Annotated in this window: 18 protein-coding genes; 3 read left to right on the top strand and 15 right to left on the bottom strand. The window is 67.7% G+C overall.

Annotated features, from left to right (window positions below; all coding sequences use genetic code 11):
- Nucleotides 1–28: 28 nt before the first annotated feature.
- From trpS to typA, 4 genes are all read right to left on the bottom strand, one after another.
- Entirely contained in the window at nt 29–1,069 is a 1,041-nt protein-coding gene (gene trpS / locus ACW17X_RS10490; protein ID WP_492097172.1) for a tryptophan--tRNA ligase, read from the bottom strand.
- Between the two features lie 125 nt (nt 1,070–1,194).
- Nucleotides 1,195–2,790 (bottom strand): murein biosynthesis integral membrane protein MurJ, encoded by a 1,596-nt coding sequence (gene murJ, locus ACW17X_RS10485; protein ID WP_492097170.1) that lies wholly within the window; start codon nt 2,788–2,790, stop codon nt 1,195–1,197.
- Between the two features lie 37 nt (nt 2,791–2,827).
- A complete protein-coding gene (gene glnD / locus ACW17X_RS10480) occupies nt 2,828–5,530 on the bottom strand; it encodes a [protein-PII] uridylyltransferase (RefSeq protein ID WP_492097168.1) in 2,703 nt (900 codons plus the stop codon).
- 52 nt (nt 5,531–5,582) lie between these two features.
- Complete coding sequence (gene typA, locus ACW17X_RS10475) at nt 5,583–7,415, bottom strand: translational GTPase TypA (RefSeq protein ID WP_271165616.1); 1,833 nt, start codon at nt 7,413–7,415, stop codon at nt 5,583–5,585.
- Nucleotides 7,416–7,640: 225 nt separating this feature from the next.
- Here typA and ACW17X_RS10470 point away from each other — a divergent pair, with 225 nt between their 5' ends.
- Nucleotides 7,641–7,946, top strand: coding sequence for a UrcA family protein (locus ACW17X_RS10470; protein ID WP_492097166.1), 306 nt, complete (start codon nt 7,641–7,643; stop codon nt 7,944–7,946).
- On the opposite strand, the gene ACW17X_RS10465 is transcribed toward ACW17X_RS10470, so the two are convergent.
- From ACW17X_RS10465 to ACW17X_RS10435, 7 genes are read right to left on the bottom strand one after another with little or no spacing between them, the layout of a single operon-like run.
- Nucleotides 7,943–8,419, bottom strand: a complete 477-nt coding sequence (locus ACW17X_RS10465; RefSeq protein WP_492097164.1) for a GNAT family N-acetyltransferase — start codon at nt 8,417–8,419, stop codon at nt 7,943–7,945. The genes ACW17X_RS10470 and ACW17X_RS10465 overlap by 4 nt on opposite strands.
- Before the next feature lie 11 nt (nt 8,420–8,430).
- Entirely contained in the window at nt 8,431–8,901 is a 471-nt protein-coding gene (locus ACW17X_RS10460; RefSeq protein WP_492097162.1) for a DUF6265 family protein, read from the bottom strand.
- A gap of 33 nt (nt 8,902–8,934) precedes the next feature.
- Nucleotides 8,935–9,759, bottom strand: coding sequence for an AraC family transcriptional regulator (locus tag ACW17X_RS10455; RefSeq protein WP_492097160.1), 825 nt, complete (start codon nt 9,757–9,759; stop codon nt 8,935–8,937).
- Nucleotide 9,760: 1 nt separating this feature from the next.
- Nucleotides 9,761–10,195 (bottom strand): DUF1178 family protein, encoded by a 435-nt coding sequence (locus ACW17X_RS10450; RefSeq protein WP_492097158.1) that lies wholly within the window; start codon nt 10,193–10,195, stop codon nt 9,761–9,763.
- 7 nt (nt 10,196–10,202) lie between these two features.
- Nucleotides 10,203–11,042, bottom strand: a complete 840-nt coding sequence (locus tag ACW17X_RS10445) for a carbon-nitrogen hydrolase family protein (RefSeq protein WP_492097157.1) — start codon at nt 11,040–11,042, stop codon at nt 10,203–10,205.
- A 3-nt stretch (nt 11,043–11,045) separates the two neighbouring features.
- Nucleotides 11,046–11,303, bottom strand: coding sequence for a glutaredoxin 3 (grxC, locus tag ACW17X_RS10440; protein ID WP_492097155.1), 258 nt, complete (start codon nt 11,301–11,303; stop codon nt 11,046–11,048).
- Nucleotides 11,304–11,353: 50 nt separating this feature from the next.
- Entirely contained in the window at nt 11,354–12,148 is a 795-nt protein-coding gene (locus tag ACW17X_RS10435) for a ComFC family protein (RefSeq protein ID WP_492097153.1), read from the bottom strand.
- On the opposite strand from ACW17X_RS10435, the gene ACW17X_RS10430 reads away from it, so the two are divergent.
- Nucleotides 12,147–13,040: a methyltransferase domain-containing protein gene (locus ACW17X_RS10430; protein WP_492097152.1), complete on the top strand. Its 894-nt coding sequence runs from the start codon at nt 12,147–12,149 to the stop codon at nt 13,038–13,040. The genes ACW17X_RS10435 and ACW17X_RS10430 overlap by 2 nt on opposite strands.
- 594 nt (nt 13,041–13,634) lie before the next feature.
- Here the strand turns inward: ACW17X_RS10430 and ACW17X_RS10425 are convergent.
- Genes ACW17X_RS10425 through ACW17X_RS10410 form a run of 4 tightly spaced genes read right to left on the bottom strand, consistent with a single transcriptional unit; the run spans nt 13,635 to nt 16,554 of the window.
- Nucleotides 13,635–13,814, bottom strand: a complete 180-nt coding sequence (locus tag ACW17X_RS10425; protein ID WP_492088667.1) for a Flp family type IVb pilin — start codon at nt 13,812–13,814, stop codon at nt 13,635–13,637.
- 25 nt (nt 13,815–13,839) lie between these two features.
- Nucleotides 13,840–14,253 carry a (deoxy)nucleoside triphosphate pyrophosphohydrolase gene (locus ACW17X_RS10420; protein ID WP_492097150.1) on the bottom strand — a complete coding sequence of 138 codons (414 nt, stop codon included), beginning with the start codon at nt 14,251–14,253 and terminating at the stop codon, nt 13,840–13,842.
- Nucleotides 14,250–15,644 carry a bifunctional glutamate N-acetyltransferase/amino-acid acetyltransferase ArgJ gene (argJ, locus tag ACW17X_RS10415; protein ID WP_492097148.1) on the bottom strand — a complete coding sequence of 465 codons (1,395 nt, stop codon included), beginning with the start codon at nt 15,642–15,644 and terminating at the stop codon, nt 14,250–14,252. The genes ACW17X_RS10420 and argJ overlap by 4 nt, the downstream gene beginning before the upstream one ends.
- Before the next feature lies 1 nt (nt 15,645).
- The gene (locus ACW17X_RS10410) at nt 15,646–16,554 is read right to left on the bottom strand and encodes a foldase protein PrsA (RefSeq protein ID WP_492100462.1); all 909 of its coding nucleotides are present in this window, start codon (nt 16,552–16,554) and stop codon (nt 15,646–15,648) included.
- A 281-nt stretch (nt 16,555–16,835) separates the two neighbouring features.
- On the opposite strand from ACW17X_RS10410, the gene secA reads away from it, so the two are divergent.
- The gene (gene secA, locus ACW17X_RS10405; protein WP_492097146.1) at nt 16,836–19,685 is read left to right on the top strand and encodes a preprotein translocase subunit SecA; all 2,850 of its coding nucleotides are present in this window, start codon (nt 16,836–16,838) and stop codon (nt 19,683–19,685) included.
- The last annotated feature ends 64 nt before the right edge of the window (nt 19,686–19,749 follow it).

The following is a 19,749-nucleotide window of genomic DNA, read 5'->3' as shown; positions in this document are numbered from 1 at the left end:
GACGCCGCGTCCGGAAACCGCCAGCGGCCTACCCCCGCCAGAAGCCGACGATTTTCTTGACCTCGTCCACCACGGGGTCGGCGACTTCGGCGGCGCGTTCGGCGCCGTCCTTCAGCACTCGGTCGATCTCGGCTGGGTCGTCCATCAGGCGGCGCATCTCGGCCGTGACCGGGGCCAGGGAGGCCACCGCCAGGTCCGCGAGGGCCGGCTTGAAGGCGCCGAAGCCCTGGCCGCCGAACTGTTCGATCACCTGTTCGCGGGTCAGGCCGGCCAGGGCGGCGTAGATGGCGACCAGGTTCTTGGCCTCGGGCCGGTCGTTCAGGCCGTCCAGGGTTTCCGGCAGGGGCTCGGGATCGGTCTTGGCCTTGCGGATCTTGGACGCGATCGTGTCGGCGTCGTCGGTCAGGTTGATGCGGCTGTTATCGGACGGATCCGACTTGGACATCTTGGCCGCCCCGTCGCGCAGGGACATGACGCGCGTCGCCGGCCCCTGGATGATGGGCTCGGGCACGGGGAAATAGCCGGGAACGCCGAAGTCGTTGTTGAACTTGGCGGCGATGTCGCGGGTCAGTTCCAGATGTTGTTTCTGGTCCTCGCCGACCGGCACCTCGGTCGCCTTGTACAACAGGATGTCGGCGGCCTGGAGCACGGGATAGGTGTAGAGGCCGACCGAGGCCCGCTCCTTGTGCTTGCCCGACTTCTCCTTGAACTGGGTCATCCGGTCCAGCCAGCCGAGGCGGGCGACGCAGTTGAAGATCCAGGCCAGTTCGGCATGGGCGCGGACGGCGGACTGCGGGAAGATGATCGACTTGGCCGGATCCAGACCCGAGGCCAGATAGGCGGCGGCGATCTCGCGCGTCTGGGCGGCCAGCTTCTCGGGCTCCTGCCAGACGGTGATGGCGTGCAGGTCGGCGACGAACACGAACACCGGCGCGCCCTGGTCCTGCAGTTCGACGAACCGCTTCAGGGCGCCGAGATAGTTGCCCAGGTGCAAGGCGCCGGAGGCCTGGATGCCGGACAGGATGCGGCGCGGGCCGGTGTAGAGGGCCGGGGGAGTTTGATCAGTCATGGTCGGTCGGGTCTCGGAAAGTCGTTGTCAGGCGTGGCGATGGGTGCGGCGGTTCAGCTGCGCCATCGCCGGTCGGAGATCGGGCCCGAAAGGATCATGGCTCGCGCTTATCGCCTCGATGGGGTTCAGTCCAGACCGGACACGGCCGAACCGCCCGGCTCGCGGCGCAGGGTCGCCTTCAGCTCGGACAGGGTGACGGCGCGGAAGGCCAGCAGACAGGCGCCATAGACGCCCGCGCCCAGGCCGCAGACCGCCAGGACGGCGATCTCCTTCGCCAGCAACACCCGACTGAGCAGTCCATAGTTGATCCCCGCCAGCAACAGCAGGCCGGCCATGACCGCGCTGGCGGCCAGGACGCGGGCGATGCGCGAGACGAAGGCGGGCGACGGCCGCCAGCTGTTCTCGCGGATCAGAACCCCGGCCAGCAGGCCGACATTGATCCAGGCCGAGACGCTGGTGGCGATGGCCAGGCCCAGCACGCCGTCCCAACCCAGGGCGCGGAACCAGAAGAACAGGCCTGAGCCCAGGATCACGGTGATGATCACGGCGGCGACGGCGAAATACATTGGCCGCCGGGTGTCCTCGCGGGCGAAGAAGGGCGGGGTCAGGACCTTGGCCAGGACGAAGGCCGGCACGCCCCAGGCGAACTGTCGCAGCACATCGGCGGTGCGGGCGGCGTCGGCGCTGGTGAAGGCGCCGCGCGTCACGGTGGCGTCGATGATGAAGAAGGGAACGACGAACAGGGCCACGGCGGCGGGCAGGGTGAAGGCCATGGCCAGGTTGATCCCGTCGTCCAGCGTCTTCTGCCCGCCCTCATGGTCGCCCGAGACGAAGGCCCGCGTCAGGCGCGGCACCAGGGCCAGGCCGATGGCCACCCCGACCAGGCCCAGCGGCAGCTGATACAGGCGGTCGGCGTTGTACAGGACCGAACGGGCGCCGGCGTCCGACCCGGCCAGGACCTGGGACACGACGGAGTTGACCTGCATTGCGCCCCCGGCCATTGCGCCGGGCACGGCCAGGGCCAGGGCGCGTTTCACGTTCGGGGTCAGGCGCGGCAGGCCCAGCTTCAGCTTCACGCCCAGGCGGCGCACGCCCCACCACAACAGACCGGCCTGGATGACGCCGGAGACGGTGACGGCGGCGCTGGTGGCCAACAGCACGGTCTCCGGCGACACCGGCAGGACGAAGCCGCCGATCAGGGGCGCCAGGGTGCACAGGTTCAGGAACACCGGCACCGCCGCCGACAGGGCGAACCGCCCGCCGGTGTTCAGCACCCCCGACAACAGGGAGGCGATGGTCATACAGGCCAGATAGGGCATGGCCAGCTGGGTCGCGATCACCGCGACCCGCATCACCTCGGCGTCGTTCTTCCAGGCCGACAGCAGCAGGGGGATGATCCAGGGCATGGCGACCTGCAACAGGATGCAGAAGGCCGCGACCACGGCGAACATGAAGGACATGGCCTCCGACGCCGTCACCGCCGCCGCCGCGTCGCCCTCGCGCGTCTTGACCCCGCCGTAGACCGGCACGAAGGCCTGGGCGAAGGCGCCCTCGGCGAACAGGCGGCGGAACATGTTGGGCAGCATCAGGGCCGTGGACCAGACGTCCATCAGCGCCCCCTGGCCGAAGTTGGCCGACAGGGCCAGGTCGCGTCCGAAACCGAGCAGGCGGCTGCCCAGGGTCAGGCTCGACTGAACCAGGGTGTTGCGGGCGAGGCTCATGCGGACCGGGAGGAGGAAGGCTGGAGAAGACCGAGGCTTAGCGCGCTTCCGGCGGCGGCGATACGGGCTTGGCGCGGGTCCGGCGACCCAGGTCCGAGACGTCGCGCGCGCTGGCGCGGGCCGAGGCGACCTTGCGACCCTCGGGGGCGGGTGCGCGGCTGTCCAGCACGGCTTCCAGGGCGGCGCGCAGGTCGGCGATCCGCTGTTCTGAGGTGATCTTCCGGCCCTTGCCGTCCACCACATAGAAGCTGTCCACCGCTCGTTCGCCATAGGAGGCGACATGGGCCGAACGGATGTTCAGTCCTTCGTCGTTGAAGGCCCGCGACAGGGCCGCCAGCAGGCCGGGCCGGTCGGCGCCCGAGACCTCGACCACCGTGGCCGCCTCGCTGGCGTGGTGATCGACCATGACCACGGGCCGGACCTCGAAGGCGGCCTTTCTGGCGTTGCCGGCGGGGGCGGGCGCCTTGCCGATGCGGCCGTCGCCACGCGCGGCCTTCTCCAGCGCCTCGACCAGGGCCTTGAGCCGGCGCGGCTCGGCCTGGCCGTAGGGCAGGCCAGCGCCGTCCTGCACCCGGAAGACGTCCAGGACAACACCCTCGCTGGTCGTCGCCACGCGGGCGTCGGTGACGTCGGCGCCCAGGGCGGCCATGGTCTGGGCCAGGTCGGCGAACAGGCCGGGCCGGTCGAGGGCGGCGATGGAGATTTCGGTGGCCTGGACGGGCAGGCCGTCGACCGGGGTCAGGGGCGCGGCCTGGGCGGCGGCCCCGGTCTGACGCGCCCGCTCGACCAGGGCCGGATGGGCCGCCAGCTGATCCTCGCGCGCCACGTCCTCGCCCCGGAACAGGGCGGCGACCTGGTCATAGAGGGTGCGCATCAACTGCCCCTTCCAGCCGTTCCAGACCCCCGGCCCCACGGCGCGGATATCGGCGACGGTCAGGACCAGCAGCATGCGCAGCCGTTCGGGATCGCCGACCAGCTCGGCGAAGGCGCGGATGGTGGCCGGATCGGACAGGTCGCGCTTCTGAGCGTAGTCGGACAGGGCCAGGTGGCTGCGCACCAGCCAGACCACCAGTTCGATGCGGCGCGGATCGACGCCCAGCCGTTCGCAGGCCCGGCGCGCGGCGATGGCGCCGTCCTCCAGCTGTCCCCGCTCGCCGCCCTTGCCGACGTCGTGCAGCAGCATGCCCAGCATCAGGGCTTCCATGTCGGAGATCAGGTGGACGATCTCCGACGCCATCGGGTGGTCGGACTTCAGCTTGCCCCGCGCGATGTCGTTGATCACGCCGATGGCCTGGAGCGTGTGCTCGTCCACCGTATAGGCGTGGTACATGTTGAACTGGGTCTGGCCGACGATCCGCCCCCACTCGGGCAGGAACCGCCCCAGAAGCCCGGTCTCGTTCATCAGGGTCAGGGTGCGGTACGGCCGCTGGCCATGGGCCAGCACGCTGAGGAAGGCCCGCGTCGCCTCCGGGTCTCGCCGCAGCTTTGGCGTCACCAGCGACAGGGACCGGGTCACGGCCGAAAAGGCGTCGGGGTGCAGATCCAGGTCGTGCCGGTCGGCATAGACGAACAGGCGCAGAAGCTTGACCGGATCGCGCTCGAACACCGTCGCGTCCTCTACCGACAGCCGGCCCTGATCGACCCAGAAGCCCTCGATCTCCAGCTTGCGGCGGTTGGTCCGGAACGGGATCATCAGGCGCGACAGGCCCTGGGCCGTCTTCTGGTGCCGGGCCTCCAGCTTGGCCGACATGGCCCGCGTCAGGGCGCCGACGTCGCGCGCGATCAGGAAATAGCGGCGCATGAACCGCTCCACGGCCGGTTCGTCGCCGCGCCCCTGCCAGCCCATCCGCCGGGCCACCTCGGGCTGCATGTCGAAGGTCAGCTTCTCCTCCGCACGCCCGGCGACCAGGTGCAGATGGATCCGCACCCGCCACAGGAAGTCGAAGGCGTCGTCGGAGGCGCGTCGCTCGCGCGGGGTGAAGAGCTCGTCCATCACCGTCGCGCCCAGCCGGCTGTCGGGCGCCAGCGACCGGGCGATCCAGTACAGGGTGTTGAGGTCGCGCAGGCCGCCCTTGCCGTCCTTGACGTTGGGCTCGACCTTGTAGCGGGTCACGCCCGCCTTCTGGTGGCGGGCGGCGCGTTCTTCCAGCTTGGCGGTGATGAAGGGGCGGGGGTCGGCCTTGGCCACCATGTCGCGGAACCGGCCGATCATCAGGTCCGAAAGCCGCTCGTCCCCGGCCAGGTGCCGGGCCTCCAGCAGGGTGGTCCGCACCGTCATGTCGGAGCGCCCAAGGGTCAGGCATTCCTCGATCGACCGCACGGCCGGTCCGACCTTGATGCCCAGGTCCCACAGCACATAGAGGACGAACTCGATCACCGTCCCGCCGCGCAAGGTGTCCTTGGCAGGCCGCAGGAACAGCAGGTCCAGGTCGGAATAGGGGGCCAGAACGCCCCGGCCATAGCCGCCGACCGCCACCAGCGACAGGCGTTCGCTCTCGACGGCGGAGACGGGGAACAGCACCTGGGTCGCGACCCGCCACAGGGCCGCGAGCATGTCGTCGGCGGCCGTGGCGTATAGGCGGGCGACCTCGCGCCCCTTCATGCCCCCGTCCAACTTGCGCTCGGCGCGGGCGCGAGCGGCGTCGTAACTGTCGCGTAAAACGAACGCGACCGCCGCGCGCGGATCTCCCGCGCGGGCGGCCTCGTCAAGGCGGTCATCCAGACTGAGCGAAACGGTCATGTCAGCCTTCTATAGGCCGCATCATGCTTCGCGTCCGTGAATGATCCGGGATTTACTCCGGACGAACGCGCTTCTTGCGGAACGACGGGTTCAGCGTCTGCTTGCGCAGGCGGATGGACTTCGGCGTCACCTCGACCAGCTCGTCGTCGTCGATATAGGCGATGGCCTGTTCCAGCGACATCTGGCGCGGCGGGGTCAGGCGCACGGCCTCGTCCTTGCCGGAGGCGCGGACGTTGGTCAGTTGCTTGCCCTTGATCGGGTTGACGTCCAGGTCGTCCCAGCGCGCGTTCTCGCCGATGATCATGCCCTGGTAGGTCTTCTCGCCGGCGCCGACGAACATGACGCCGCGATCTTCCAGGTTCCACAGGGCGAAGGCCGCCGTGTCGCCGTCGGAGTTCGAGATCAGCACGCCCTTCAGACGACCGGCGATCGCGCCCTTGTATTCTTCGTAGTGGCTGAAGACCCGGTTCAGCACGCCCGAACCGCGCGTGTCGGTCAGGAACTCGCCCTGATAGCCGATCAGCGAGCGCGACGGGCATTTCAGGCTGATGCGGGTCTTGCCGGCGCCCGACGGCCCCATGTCGGTCATTTCGGCCTTACGGGCCGACAGCTTCTCGATGACGATGCCCGAGAACTCGTCGTCCACGTCGATCATGACGTCTTCGATGGGCTCCATCTTCTCGCCGTTGGGGCCTTCCTGGAAGACCACGCGCGGACGCGAGATCGAGACCTCGAAGCCTTCGCGACGCATGTTTTCGATCAGAACGCCCAGCTGCAGTTCGCCACGACCCGCAACCTCATAGGCGTCGCCGCCTTCGGTGGTGGTGACGCGGATGGCGACGTTGGCTTCGGCTTCCTTCAGCAGACGGTCGCGGATGACGCGCGACTGAACCTTGTCGCCTTCGCGACCGGCCAGCGGGCTGTCATTGACCGAGACGGTCATGGAGATGGTCGGCGGATCGATGGGTTGAGCGGGAAGCGCGTCGACGACTTCCATGGCGCACAGGGTGTCGGCCACGGTGGCCTTGGACATACCGGCGATGGCGACGATGTCGCCCGCTTCCGAACCCTCGTCCAAGGCCTGACGCTTCAGGCCGCGGAAGGCCAGCACCTTGGTGATGCGGCCGCGCTCGATTTCCTTGCCTTCACGGTCCAGGGCGTGGATCGCCATGCCGGGCACGGCCTTGCCGCTCTCGATACGGCCGGTCAGGATGCGACCCAGGAACGGGTCGCTTTCGATCAGCACGTTCAGCATTTGGAACGGCTTGTCTTTGTTTTCTTGAACCTTCGGCGGCGGGACGTGATCGACGATCAGGTCGAACAGCGGGGCCAGGTTGTCGTTGGGCTGGTTCAGATCCATCGTCGCCCAGCCGTTGCGGCCCGAGGCGTAGATGTGCGGGAAGTCCAGTTGCTCGTCCGTCGCGCCGATGGCGGCGAACAGGTCGAAGGTCTCGTTGTGCACGCGGTCCGGATCGGCGTGGGCGCGGTCGACCTTGTTGATGCACAGGATCGGGCGCAGGCCCATCTTCAGGGCCTTGGTCAGGACGAACTTGGTCTGGGGCATGACGCCCTCTTCGGCGTCAACCAGGATGACGCAGCCGTCCACCATGCCCAGGATCCGCTCGACTTCGCCGCCGAAGTCGGCGTGGCCGGGGGTGTCGATGATGTTGATGCGGGTTTCGCCGGCCTTGCCGTTCCAGAGCACCGAGGTGCACTTGGCCAGGATGGTGATGCCGCGTTCCTTTTCCTGGTCGTTCGAGTCCATGGCGCGCTCGGTCGTCGCCTCATTGGCTCGGAAGACGCCGGACTGGGCCAGAAGTTGGTCCACCAGGGTCGTCTTCCCGTGGTCGACGTGGGCGATGATGGCGACGTTGCGCAGGTTCATTTGATAATCGCGAAAAGGCGCGGCCGGGATGCAGGCGGCCGCTGGTCATGAAAAGGCATGCAGGGAGCGCGCGCCTCTTACAGGCATGTGGACGGAAAGACCAGAGCAGGCGTTCAGACGCCTGACGTCGCCTTACCGATATTTCATTCCCCAGGTCGCATCTGCGAAGGATGGCGGCCCCCTCTATTCCCGTGACGGCATGACCGTTCAGGAATGGAGAAGACAATGTCGGCCTTGTTGGGAATAATGATTGCGGGTCTTCTGGCGACAGGGACTGCGCCGGAAATGCGGGTGGACGCCCGCGATCTCGCAATGGCTCGCCCGGGCGACGCAGCGGTCCTGGCCCAGCGTATTCAGGCGGCGAGCCGAACCTGGTGCGCCCGCTATCGCGGCGTTCTGACGCCGAACGACATGGGCATGCCCAGCGTCTGCGAGCGTGAGATGAAGCGTCGCGCCTTTTATCAACTGCCCCGGGAACAGCGTCGCCTCTTCGTGCTGGCGGGGGGACGGCGGGCGTTGGACGGGGCCTAGAGGCGGCGGATCATATAGCGGGCGTCGGCGCCATAGCTGGCCAGCTTGGCCGCCATGCCCGACGCCGCGTGTTCTGCAAACCCGTGCCGACGCCAGAAATCCACAGCGTCGTTGACCGCGACCAGAGCGATGGCGGGCCAGCCGTCCTCGGCTGCCTGTTGCGCCAGTTGCTCTACGACAGCGCTCGTGGCTCCGCCGCCCCGCGCCTGGGGGTGCAGGGCCAGGTCGTGAAGATAGATCAGGTCCGGATCGGCCGGCAGGCCCTCGATCACCGTGTTCAGCGGCGGCGCGCTGTCGGCCCGCCACGGATAGGCTATCAGATAGCCCCTGGCCGGGGCCTCGCCATACGCCAGCACGAAACAGCCGCGCGGATAAAGCGCCAGCCGGTTCTGGAAACAGGCCCGGTCCTCGAAATGATCGGGAAAGGACAGGCGGGCGACCTCGACCACGGCGTCGATGTCGGCCGGCCGCATGGGGCGCCAGTCTAAGCCGGGCAGCGCGTGTTCAGCTCCGCTTTCTGGAAGCGCCATCGGATGATCCTCTCCTGACCGTCCAACACGCCTTCGATCCGGGCGTTCAGGACATCGCCTTCCCGTTCATAGACGACGCGCTTGGGAAAGTCGTCGTCCGCCGCCTGTTCGAACACCACACGGCTCGGGCCGGAGGCGACGACCGGAAACATCGTCGGGGCCTGTCCCTCGGGATGGGCGAAATAGGCCAGGGGCGCCGCCGGGGTCGGATCGACCGGAGCGATGCGCGACAGCTCCCACCCCGCCCGGCCGCCGCGCACGGTCAGGGATGTCCCCAGCATCAGGTTCAGACGCGGATCGGTCCAAGTCTCGGACACTTCGCGCCCAGATTCGCAGGACAGCCAATAGCCGGCCATCCAGCCTAGGTCGGGGCGCAGGTCGGGGGCCTCCTGAAGGGCGGCGGCGAGAAGCAGCGGGGTCAGCATGGTCGGTTTCCCTCTCCGGTCGATAGCGGCAGGCTAGGCCGCTTGCGGTCCCGCCGGCTTGTAGGTTTGCGACGCGATGGCCCGGGCCAGGGCCTGCTGCTCTCGCGCCCAGTCAGTGGCCGTGCAGCCCAGGAAACGCCGGAAGTCGCGCGCCATCTGCGGCTGATCGAAATAGCCGGCCTCCAGCCCCGCTTCGAGCCAGCCCTCGGTCTCGCCATCCGGCTGGGCCGCGTGGTCGAACACGCGACGAAAGCGAAATATGGACCGCAGCAGGCGGGGCGAGACGCCGACGCGGTCGGCGAAGCGCCGCTGAAGCGTCCGTCGCTCCCCCGACGACCGAGGCAGTGCAGGCCGCTCGGCGGCGGCGGCATCGACCTCGGCGCGGACCATCGGATCGATCATCCAATTCGCGTGCTGCTTCTGGTGGGTCAGCCAGGTGACGAAGGCCGCCGCCTGCCCCGCCGGATCGCCCTTTGGCGGATCGAACCCGGCCAGGCGCTCGACCATATCCAGCCGTCGGTCGGTCGCCTCGCTCAGCGGCCGCCCCAGAAAATCCCGCGCCCCGTCGGGCTCGAACCGGACGGAGACCAGTTCGGTCGGGCCTGTCGGTTTCATGGCCAGGGGCCGGGTCATCTGGCCGGCGAACAGGGCCGAGGGCTGCAGGCGGAACACGCCGTCGTGATCCTGCTCGGCGTAGGGAGCGCCGAGGTCGAACACCAGTTCGGGACAGCCGTCAGGGGCGATGCGCTGGATCGTGGAGGTGGGATCGGGGGCGGCGTAGGTCCAGATGACGCGGACGAAGGGCCGCAGCGCCGGCGGCGGCGCGAACTCTTGATACCGGTCCTCCCCCGAGGCCACCTCAGTTGACCTTGGACGGGTCCGGCGGCGGGGCGGGCAGGGCGGCGACCGGCACCCCGTCCTCCTTCAGCTTCTTCACCTCGGCGGGCGTGGCCTCGCCATAGATTTCGCGCTTTTCAGACTTGCCCTCGTGGATGTCGCGGGCCTCGCGGGCGAACGCATCGCCCACATAGTCGAAGTTCGCCTCCACATGGGCGCGGACCTGCTGCGCCGCCGCCATCATCATGGTCTGCATCCGGGCGGCCACATCGGGCGTGGTCGCCGTTTTCCGCGTCCCGCTGACCGCCGGGGCCATGACCGCCTTCTGCACCGCTCGCGAGCCGCAGAACGGGCATTCGACCAGGCCCCGCGCCGCCTGGTCGTCATAGTCGGAGGACGAGCCGAACCAGGCCTCGAAACCGTGGGCTTGGTCGCAGTTCAGGGCGTATCGGATCATGAGCGCATCAAGGAACAGGCAGGAAGTCGCGGTCGTGGGTCAGGGCCGGCACCGCCGCCCGCGCCCTGGCCACCGCCTCCATGTCCAGCTTCGCCGTTAAGATGCAAGGCTCGTCGTGATCCGCCTTGGCCAGAATCTCGCCCCAGGGGCCGACCACGGTCGAACGGCCCCAGGTGCGGCGGCCGTCCTCGTGCAGTCCGCCCTGGGCCGGGGCGAGGACGAAGGTGCCGGTCTCGATGGCGCGAGCGCGCAACAGGGTCTCCCAGTGGGCCTCGCCGGTCGGCGCCGTGAAGGCGGCCGGAACGGCGATCATCGCCGCTCCGGCCTTGGCCAGTTGGCGGTGCAGATGGGGAAAACGGATGTCGTAGCAGATGGTCAGGCCCAGCCGGCCCCAGGGGGTGTCGGCGACCGCCGCCCCGTCGCCGGGCCGCACCGTCGCGCTCTCGCGGTATCGCTCGCCATTGGGCAGATCGACGTCGAAGACGTGCAGCTTATCGTATCGGGCGACGATGCCGCCGGACGCATCGACCAGCAGCGACCGGTTGGCCGCCCGTCCGTCGCCGGCGTGGCCCGACTTGACGATGGCCGAGCCGATGAGCAGCCAGATGCCCAGTTCCGCCGCCAGCCGTCGCAAGCCCAGAACGGCGACATCGGCCGTCTCGTCGGTGATCACGGCGTCGCGGCGGTCGCGGCGCTGTTCCAGGACATTGGTCCCTTCGGGCGTCAGAACGAATTTCGCCCCTCCGGCCGCCGCCTCGCGGATCAGGGGCTCGACATGGGCCAGGGCCGCCTCCGCCGTCGCCGGCGTGCGGGTCTGGATCAGGGCGATGTCGAGCCCGCCGCTCATGGATCAGGCCGCCAGAAGCGGGTCGAGCTTGCCGTCACGGTCCAGGGCGTGGATGTCGTCCGAGCCGCCGACGTGGGCTCCGCCGATGAAGATCTGCGGGAAGGTCATGCGCCCGCCCGACTTCTCGACCATCTCGGCCTTCTTCTCGGGGTCGTTGGAGGCGACGATCTCGGTATAGTCGACGCCCTTCTTCTTCAGCAGCGCCATGGCGCTGTAGCAATAGGGGCAGCCGGGCTTGGTGTAGATGACGACGTCGGCCAAATCAGAACTCCAGATAAGGGGCCCACGGCACGGCGTGGGGCGGTTTGGATCTACATAGTCAGTTCACGGGCGTTTCGCACCCGTGCGATCACGGCCAGGTCGACGGCCCGGGCGCCGGCTTCGAGCAGCGCGCGGGCGCAGGCCTCGCCGGTCGCGCCCGTGGTCAATACGTCGTCGATCAGAAGGATGCGCCGTCCCTTGATCCTGCGACGTCCGGCCTCGGTCGCGGCGAAGGCCTTCTTGACGTTCAGCCGCCGTCCCCGCCGGCTCTTGCCGCCCTGGCTGTCGGTGTGGGTGGTGCGGACCAGGGCGTCCGGCAGATAGTCCAGCCGGGCCTGGCGAGCCAGGGGACGGGCGACCTCGGCCGCCTGATTGAAGCGCCGCGACAACAGGCGAAACGGGTGCAGGGGCACGGGAACCACGGCGTCGGCCTCCTCGGTCAGATCGGCTGCGGCCCGGCCGATCCAGCGGGCGAACAGGGGGGCGAACTGCTGCTGGTCGCCGTGCTTGAACCGCAGGATCAGACCGCGCGAATGGTCGTCGTACAGGCAGGCGGCGCGCGCCCTCTGGAACCTGTAGGGCTGGGCGATACAGGCGGCGCAGCGGGTCTCGGCGAAGGCGCCGCCGTCGAATTCGAAGGCCGCGCCGCAGCCGTCGCAGACCGGCGCCTCCAGGAATTTGATCCGGCTCCAGGCGTCGGGGGTCAGACCCGCCGCCGCCGTCGCCTCGCGGCTGTCATGGGCCAGGGGCGGCAGGACCAGATCGGCCAAGCCGCGCCCCACATCGCGTAACTGGCGCCCGGCCCCTTCCCAGGCGCGCCGCCAACCCCCATCCTGCACATCCATGACCGCCTCCCCCGAAGCTCCGCCCCGCATTTTCGACGCCCGCCGACGTGAGGCCCGTCTGGCCCGCGCCGCCGACCGGCTGAGCCAGGCCGACTTCCTGCACGTCCGGGCGGCCGAGAATGCTGCGGGCAGCCTGGAGGCCATCCTGCGCGAGTTTCCGGTCGCGGTCGACCTTTCGGCCCATTCCGGCCCGTTCGCCCAGGCCCTGGCGGGCAGCGACGCCGCCGGGCGTGTGGGGTCGGTTGCGACCCCGACCGGTCTGGCCGAACGCGCCGCGCCGGGCGCCGCCGCCCTGCCGCTGGCGGATGAGTCCACCGATCTGATCGTCTCCCTGCTCAGCCTGCACTGGGCCAACGACTTGCCCGGCGCCCTGGCCCAGATCCGGCGCGCCCTGAAGCCGGACGGTCTGTTCATCGGCACCCTGTTCGGCGCCGGCACGCTGAAGGAGCTGCGTTCTGTCCTGACCGAGGCGGAATTGGCCGAGCGCGGCGGCGCGCAGGCGCGGGTCTCGCCTTTCGCCGACGGCTATGACGGCGCGGCCCTGTTGCAACGGGCCGGCTTCGCCCTGCCGGTGTCGGACGTGGACCGGTTCACCGTCCGCTATCCTGATCTGTTCGCCCTGGTCCGCGACCTGCGCGCCATGGGCGAGACCAATGTGCTGCACGGCCCGATCCGTCCCCTCAGCCGCGCCGTCGTCGCTCGGGCCGCGCGCCTGTACGCCGACCGCCACGGCGACGCCGACGGCCGCATCCCCGCCACCTTCGAGATCATCCATTTGGCCGGCTGGAAACCACACGAAAGCCAGCAGAAGCCGCTGGCGCGGGGCTCGGCCAAGGTCCGGTTGGCGGACGCGCTGGGCGTGAAGGAAATGACCGGCGACGAGATCGACTGAGCGCCCGTCAGGCCGTAAGAGCGGCGCAAATTTTCTACATGTGTCTATCGTTCCAGCCGCCGGCGAACGCCGGACCGCTGATCTCAATCCAAAAATCGCCATCCCAACGGCAGACAAGCGCGGCCTTATGAAATGTGTCATTGGGTGATGGGGCGTGTGCCCAAGACGAGTTATCAGGACGCCAACAAAATTTCTGGTACTGGCGAAGCGTGGGTATCAATGGGAACGTTCAGGAGGGCTTCAGGTGGATATCAGGCCATTCCTGCTGCTAGTCGCGCTATATCTCGTGATGTTTTTCTGTAATGGGAGCTCCATGGCTGTGTATTCCGCCATGAGAAACAAATTGCACTCTAACGACATAAGCGCCTTATTCAATATAATTGCACCATTCCGAGTTTGGTCTCTTTTTGTAGGGTTGGCGATATCAACAGTATTTAGTCTCTCGCCTTATAAGCCGATTATGTTTGTATTGGTGGCGTTCGCTCCGCTAATTTTCTTAGGCTTCTACGATATGTGGAAGACCGAGAAAATTGGGCGCGATTTATTTGACGGACAGAATCATTAGGCTCGGCCCACCGCGTCGAGGAGGCCGACTCAGCCCTTTATGGCGTCCGAAATCTTCTGCATCGTCCGGCTGTAGCTGCCCTCGTTCGATCCACCGATGGCGGCCAGACCGCTGATGATGACCAGCACGATCAGGGCGCAGATCAGGCCGTATTCGATGGCGGTGGCGCCGTCGTCGTCGGAGATGAAGCGGGCGATGAAACGTCTCATGGCCGGCCTCCCTGGTCGGCGTTGATCAGAGCAGGTCGCGCAACCAGGCGACCAGGGGTTCGTCCGCCGGCGGCATGGGATAGTCCGAAAGCTTGTCCGGTTTCACCCAGGCCAGGCCGTCGTGTTCACGCGCCGTGACCACGCCGTCCCACCGTCGGCACAGATACAATGGCATCAACAGGTGAAAGGAATCGTAAGCGTGGCTGGCGAAGACGAAGGGCGCCAGGCAGGATTCGCTGACGGTGACGCCCAGTTCCTCGCGCAGTTCGCGGATCAGGGCCGCCTCGGGCCGTTCGCCGGGCTCGACCTTGCCGCCCGGAAACTCCCACAGGCCGGCCAGCTTCTTGCCCTCGGGACGTTTGGCGATCAGCACCCGCCCGTCGACATCGATCAGGGCGACGGCGACCACGAGGACGGTGGGAAGCGGCGTCTCGGTCACGACCGATAATCGCCGTTGATCTCGATATAGCCCTTGGTCAGGTCGCAGGTCCAAACCGTGGCCGAGGCGCGGCCCGCGCCGACATCGACGGTGATGTCGATCTCGGGGTTCTTCATATAGGCGGTCATCTTGGCCTCGTCGTAGGTCGGGGACGGGGCGCCGTCGATGGCGGCCTGGTGCGGCCCGAATTTGATCGCCAGACGGTCGCGATCCACGGGCTCCTCGGTCTTGCCCACAGCCATGACGACCCGGCCCCAGTTGGCGTCCTGGCCGGCGATGGCGGTCTTGACCAGGGGGCTGTCGGCGATGGACTTGGCCAGTTTGCGGGCCGAGGCGGGGCTGGCGGCGCCGTCCACCGTCACCTTGACGAATTTGGTCGCCCCCTCGCCGTCGCGCACCAGCTGGTGCGCTAGATCCAGCATCACCCTGTCCAGGGCGGCCGAGAAACTCTTCAGGCGCCGGTCGCCGACCCGGCCGATGCGCGGCGCGCCCGAGGCGCCGGTGGCGAACAGCAGGGCGGTGTCATTGGTCGAGGTGTCGCCGTCCACCGTCACGCTGTTGAAGGTGGTGCGGACGTGCAGGCCCAGCAGGGCCTTCAGCACGTTCGGATGGATGTCGGCGTCGGTGACGATGAAGGCCAGCATGGTCGCCATGTCCGGCGCGATCATGCCCGACCCCTTGGCGATCCCGGCGATCCGGACCTTGTAGCCCTCGATCTCGGCCTCGGCGTAGGAGCCCTTGGGGAAGGTGTCGGTGGTCATGATGCCGCGTCCGGCCCGGGCCCACTGCTCGGACGGATGGACGTCGGCGTCCAGGCCGTGTTCGATCTCGGGCAGTTTGGATACGATCTTCTTTTCGTCCAGCACCACGCCGATGACGCCGGTCGAAGCCAGCATGACGTCGCGCTGGCGACAGCCGAACCGTTTGGCGACCTCTGAGGCGGCGCGCCGGGCGGCGTCGGCGCCGGCCTTGCCGGTGAAGGCGTTGGCGCAACCGGCGTTGACCACCAGGGCCCGCACGTCCTTGCCGCCCTCGGCGCCGCCCAGATGTTTCTTGCACCAGTCGACCGGCGCCGAGCCGATCTTGTGGCGGGTGAAGACCCCGGCGCAGCTGGTGCCGCGCGCGAACCGGAAGACCACCAGGTCGTCGCGCTCATGCTTGTAGAAGCCGGCGCGGGCGGTGGCGATCTCGACCCCGCCGATGGGCGGAATGGTCGGGAAGGGCACGGCCAGGGGCGAGATGGCCAGGCCCGGCTTGCCGGCGGCCGGGGCGGGCGCGGCGGCGGGTTCGGCCGGGCGGGTGGCGCGCTTCAGGGCGGTGGCGAAGGGGTCCAGCGCCTTTTCGAACGCCTGTTCGATCTTCTGGCCGGTGGTCGAGGGGGGCTTGGTCATGTCATGCGGCCGGAGCAGGAGCGGAGGTCGGTGAAGGGGCGGCGGGTGCGAGGGGCTGGGCCGAAGCCGGTTCCTGATCCTGTCCGGCGCTCTCGCCCGACAGCAGGACATCGACCTTGGCCTTGCCGCGCAACTGCTCCAACAGTTGCCGAACGCCTTCATAGGTCAGATAGCGGACGATCTGGGGCCGCGCCTGTTCCAGCGTCGGCGGGCTTTCCTTGCGCCGGTCCTCGACCCGCAGCACGGCCCAGCCGCCCTCGGTCTGGAACGGGCCGACCGTCGAGCCCGCCGGTCGATCACGCAGCGCCCCGGCATAGGCCTGTGGCATGACGTCCAGGGTTGAATAGCCCAGGTCCCCGCCGGAAAACCGCGTCGCCTCGTCCACGGACCGTTCCATGGCCACGGCCTCGAAACTGGCGCCCTGGCCCAGGATGCCGACCACGGCCTCGGCCTCGGCCTTGGTGCGCGACAGGATCAGGCGGACGCGGATTTCCTCCGACGTCTTCGCCAGGCGCAGCTGCTCATTATACAGGGTCTGGACGGCCGCGTCGGAAATGGCGCCGTTGACGACGCTCTCCACCAGCATGTCGCCCAGAATTCTTTCGCGTGTGGCCTCCAGCCGCCGTTGAGCCAGCGGCGAGGCGTCCAGGCGACGGCGTTCGGCCTCCCGCGCCAGCAGTTTCTGGTCGATCACCTCGTCCAGAACCCGGCGGAACAGGTCTGAGGTCACGTCCAGCGGTTCGCCTTCGCCGACCAGGCCTTGAGCCACAGCCTCGCGCTTCACGTCGGAGGCCCAGACGGTCTCGTCCTGGACCTTGGCCACCGCGCGGTCGCCCGGTTGCGGCGCCTGATCGCCGCCGCCGCCGCTCGAACAGGCGGACATCGTCAGCACCGCGGCCAGAACCACGATGGAAAACAAGCCTGAAACTCGCGGAAAAGGGGTCAAGAGGGCGCTCCGTCGAAGGCGGCCGAAAGCCCCTCGCGTTGACAGGGGTTAGGCCGGTGCTTAAGTCCCGCCTGCGCCCAAGTCGAGGGGTTTTGATCGTCTGCGCGGCCCTTCGCGCGCGCCAGTTCCGGCGCATCGGGGCCGCCATCGGTTCGGGCCCCTCTCGCGGCGTCCGTACCGCCGCCCTTCTCGGGATTTCCAGAGCCGCTCAGCTCGCAGACGCTCGACCGCTTACCGGATCCAATATGCTCGGCTTCGCCAAGAAACTTTTCGGCTCTTCCAACGACCGCAAGGTCAAGGCTTTCCAGGACCACGCCCAGCGCATCAATGCGCTGGAGCCCAAGTTCGCCGCCCTGTCGGACGACGAGCTGCGGATGATGACCGACGCCTTCCGGGATCGTCTGGCCAATGGCGAGACCCTGGACAAGATCCTGCCCGAGGCCTTCGCCGTCGTGCGCGAGGCGTCCAAGCGGGTGCTGGGCCAGCGTCAGTATGATGTTCAGCTGGCCGGCGGCATGATCCTGCACGAAGGCGGCATCGCCGAAATGCGGACCGGCGAGGGCAAGACCCTGGTCGCCGTGGCTCCCGTCTATCTGAACGCCCTGCCCGGCAAGGGCGTGCACGTCATCACCGTCAACGACTATCTGGCCCGCCGCGACGCCGAGACCATGGGCAAGGTCTATCGTTTCCTGGGCCTGGAAGTGGGCGTCATCGTCAACGGCCTGAGCCAAGGCCAGCGTCAGGCCGCCTACGCCGCCGACGTGACCTACGGCACCAACAATGAGTTCGGCTTCGACTATCTGCGCGACAACCTGGTCTATGACCGGCGCGAGATGGTGCAGCGCCCGCACAATTTCGCCATCGTCGATGAAGTCGACTCCATCCTGATCGACGAGGCGCGCACGCCTCTGATCATCTCGGGCCCGACCGAGGACCGTTCGGACCTGTACAAGATCCTGGACGGCCTGATCAAAGAGCTGATCAAGGACAAGGACGCCTATGAGCTCGACGAGAAGCAGAAACAGGTCCTGCTGACCGAACTGGGCTCGGAACGTATGGAAGAAGCGCTGGAAAGCGGCGGGCATTTCGCCGCCGACACCACCGGCCTGTACGACGCCGCCAACATCAGCCTGGTCCACCACGCCAACCAGGCCCTGCGCGCCAACACCCTGTATCAGCGCGACAAGGACTATATCATCAAGGGCGGCGAGATCGTCCTGATCGACGAATTCACCGGCCGCATGATGACCGGCCGCCGCCTGTCCGAAGGCCTGCACCAGGCCATCGAGGCCAAGGAAGACGTCAAGATCCAGCCCGAGAACCAGACCCTGGCCTCGGTGACGATCCAGAACTATTTCCGCCTGTACGAGAAGCTGTCGGGCATGACCGGCACGGCCGCGACCGAGGCCCAGGAGTTCGGCGACATCTACAAGATGGACGTGCTGGAGGTGCCGACCAACCGGCCGATCCAGCGCAAGGACTATGACGACGAGGTCTATCGGACCCACGCCGAAAAGAACCAGGCCATCGCCAAACAGATCGCCGAATGCCACCTGGCGGGCCAGCCCATCCTGGTCGGCACCGTCTCGATCGAGCGTTCGGAACAGCTGTCGGACCTGCTGAACAAGTACGAATACAAGGTCGAGGTCTCGCGCAAGCTGAAGCCGCAGTACGAAGGCAAGGCCAAGGAAGCCGAGAAGATCGGCGACGCCGCCTATGACATCACCTACGAAACCAAGCTGCGCGGCATCCCGCACTCCGTCCTGAACGCGCGCCAGCACGAGCAGGAGGCCTATATCGTCGCCGACGCCGGTCTGCCGGGCGTGGTGACCATCGCCACCAACATGGCCGGCCGCGGCACCGACATCCAGCTCGGGGGCAACCTCGAGATGAAGATGCAGAAATGGCTGCTGGAACAGCGCAACATGGCCGTCGAGGTCACCCACGAGATGGAGCAGGCGCAGGAGATCCAGTACAAGGCCGACATCGCCGTTCAGAAGAAGATCGCCCTGGACGCCGGCGGCCTGTTCGTCCTGGGCACCGAACGCCACGAGAGCCGCCGGATCGATAACCAGCTGCGCGGCCGCACCGGCCGCCAGGGCGACCCCGGCACCTCGAAATTCTATCTGTCCTGCGAGGACGACCTGCTGCGCATCTTCGCCGGCGACCGTCTCGACTCGATCATGAAGACCTTTGGCGTGGCCGAGGGCGAGGCCATCACCCACCCCTGGCTGAACCGCGCCATCGAGACCGCCCAAAAGCGGGTCGAGACCCGCAACTACGACATCCGCAAGAACCTGCTGAAGTACGACGACGTCGTGAACGACCAGCGCAAGGCCGTGTTCGAGCAGCGCCAAGAGTTCATGGACTCCGAGGACCTGTCGGAACTGGTCGGCGACTTCCGCCGCGACGTGGTGTCCGACCTGGTCGAACGCTACATGCCGCCCAAGGCCTATGCCGAACAATGGGACATCGACGGCCTGGACGAAAAGGTCCGCACGACCCTGGGTCTGGAACTGCCGCTGCACGACTGGGCCGCCGAGGAAGGCGTGTCGAACGAGGAGATCGAAGAGCGCCTTCTGGCCGCCGCCGACGCCCGCGCCGCCGAACGTCTGGAACAGATCGGCGCCGCCCAGACCCGCGGTCTGGAAAAGCAGTTCATGCTTCAGATGATCGACATGCAATGGCGCGAACACCTGGTCCATCTGGACCATCTGCGCGGCGTCATCGGCCTGCGCGGCTACGGCCAGCGCGATCCGCTGAACGAGTACAAGACCGAGGCCTTCTCGCTGTTCGAGAACCTGCTGTACGATCTGCGCCACAATGTCACCCGCTGGCTGATGACGGTCGAGTTCCGCTTCCAGCCGCCGCCGGAAATGCCCGAGTTCCAGGAAATCCACCTGAACCCCGGCACTGGCGAGAACGAGATGGCCAATCCGGCCGCGCAAAATCCGGAAGGCCAGTTGATCGGCGACGATCGCGCCAAACTGCCGGTCGAGGCCCTGCCGCCCGGCTGGGAAATGACCGGCCGCAACTCGCCCTGCCCCTGTGGCTCGGGCCGCAAGTTCAAACACTGCCACGGGGCGCTGGTCTAAGCGCCGCGGACGAAACAATGGGGCGCTGGTCTAAACGCCCCGTCCCGATGTGGCGCCAGAGCGG

The sequence above is a fragment of the Brevundimonas sp. FV1ye4L genome, assembly GCF_058681255.1.
The sequence above is the reverse complement of the archived record's forward strand: the minus strand, read 5'-3'. Positions and strand labels throughout refer to the sequence as shown.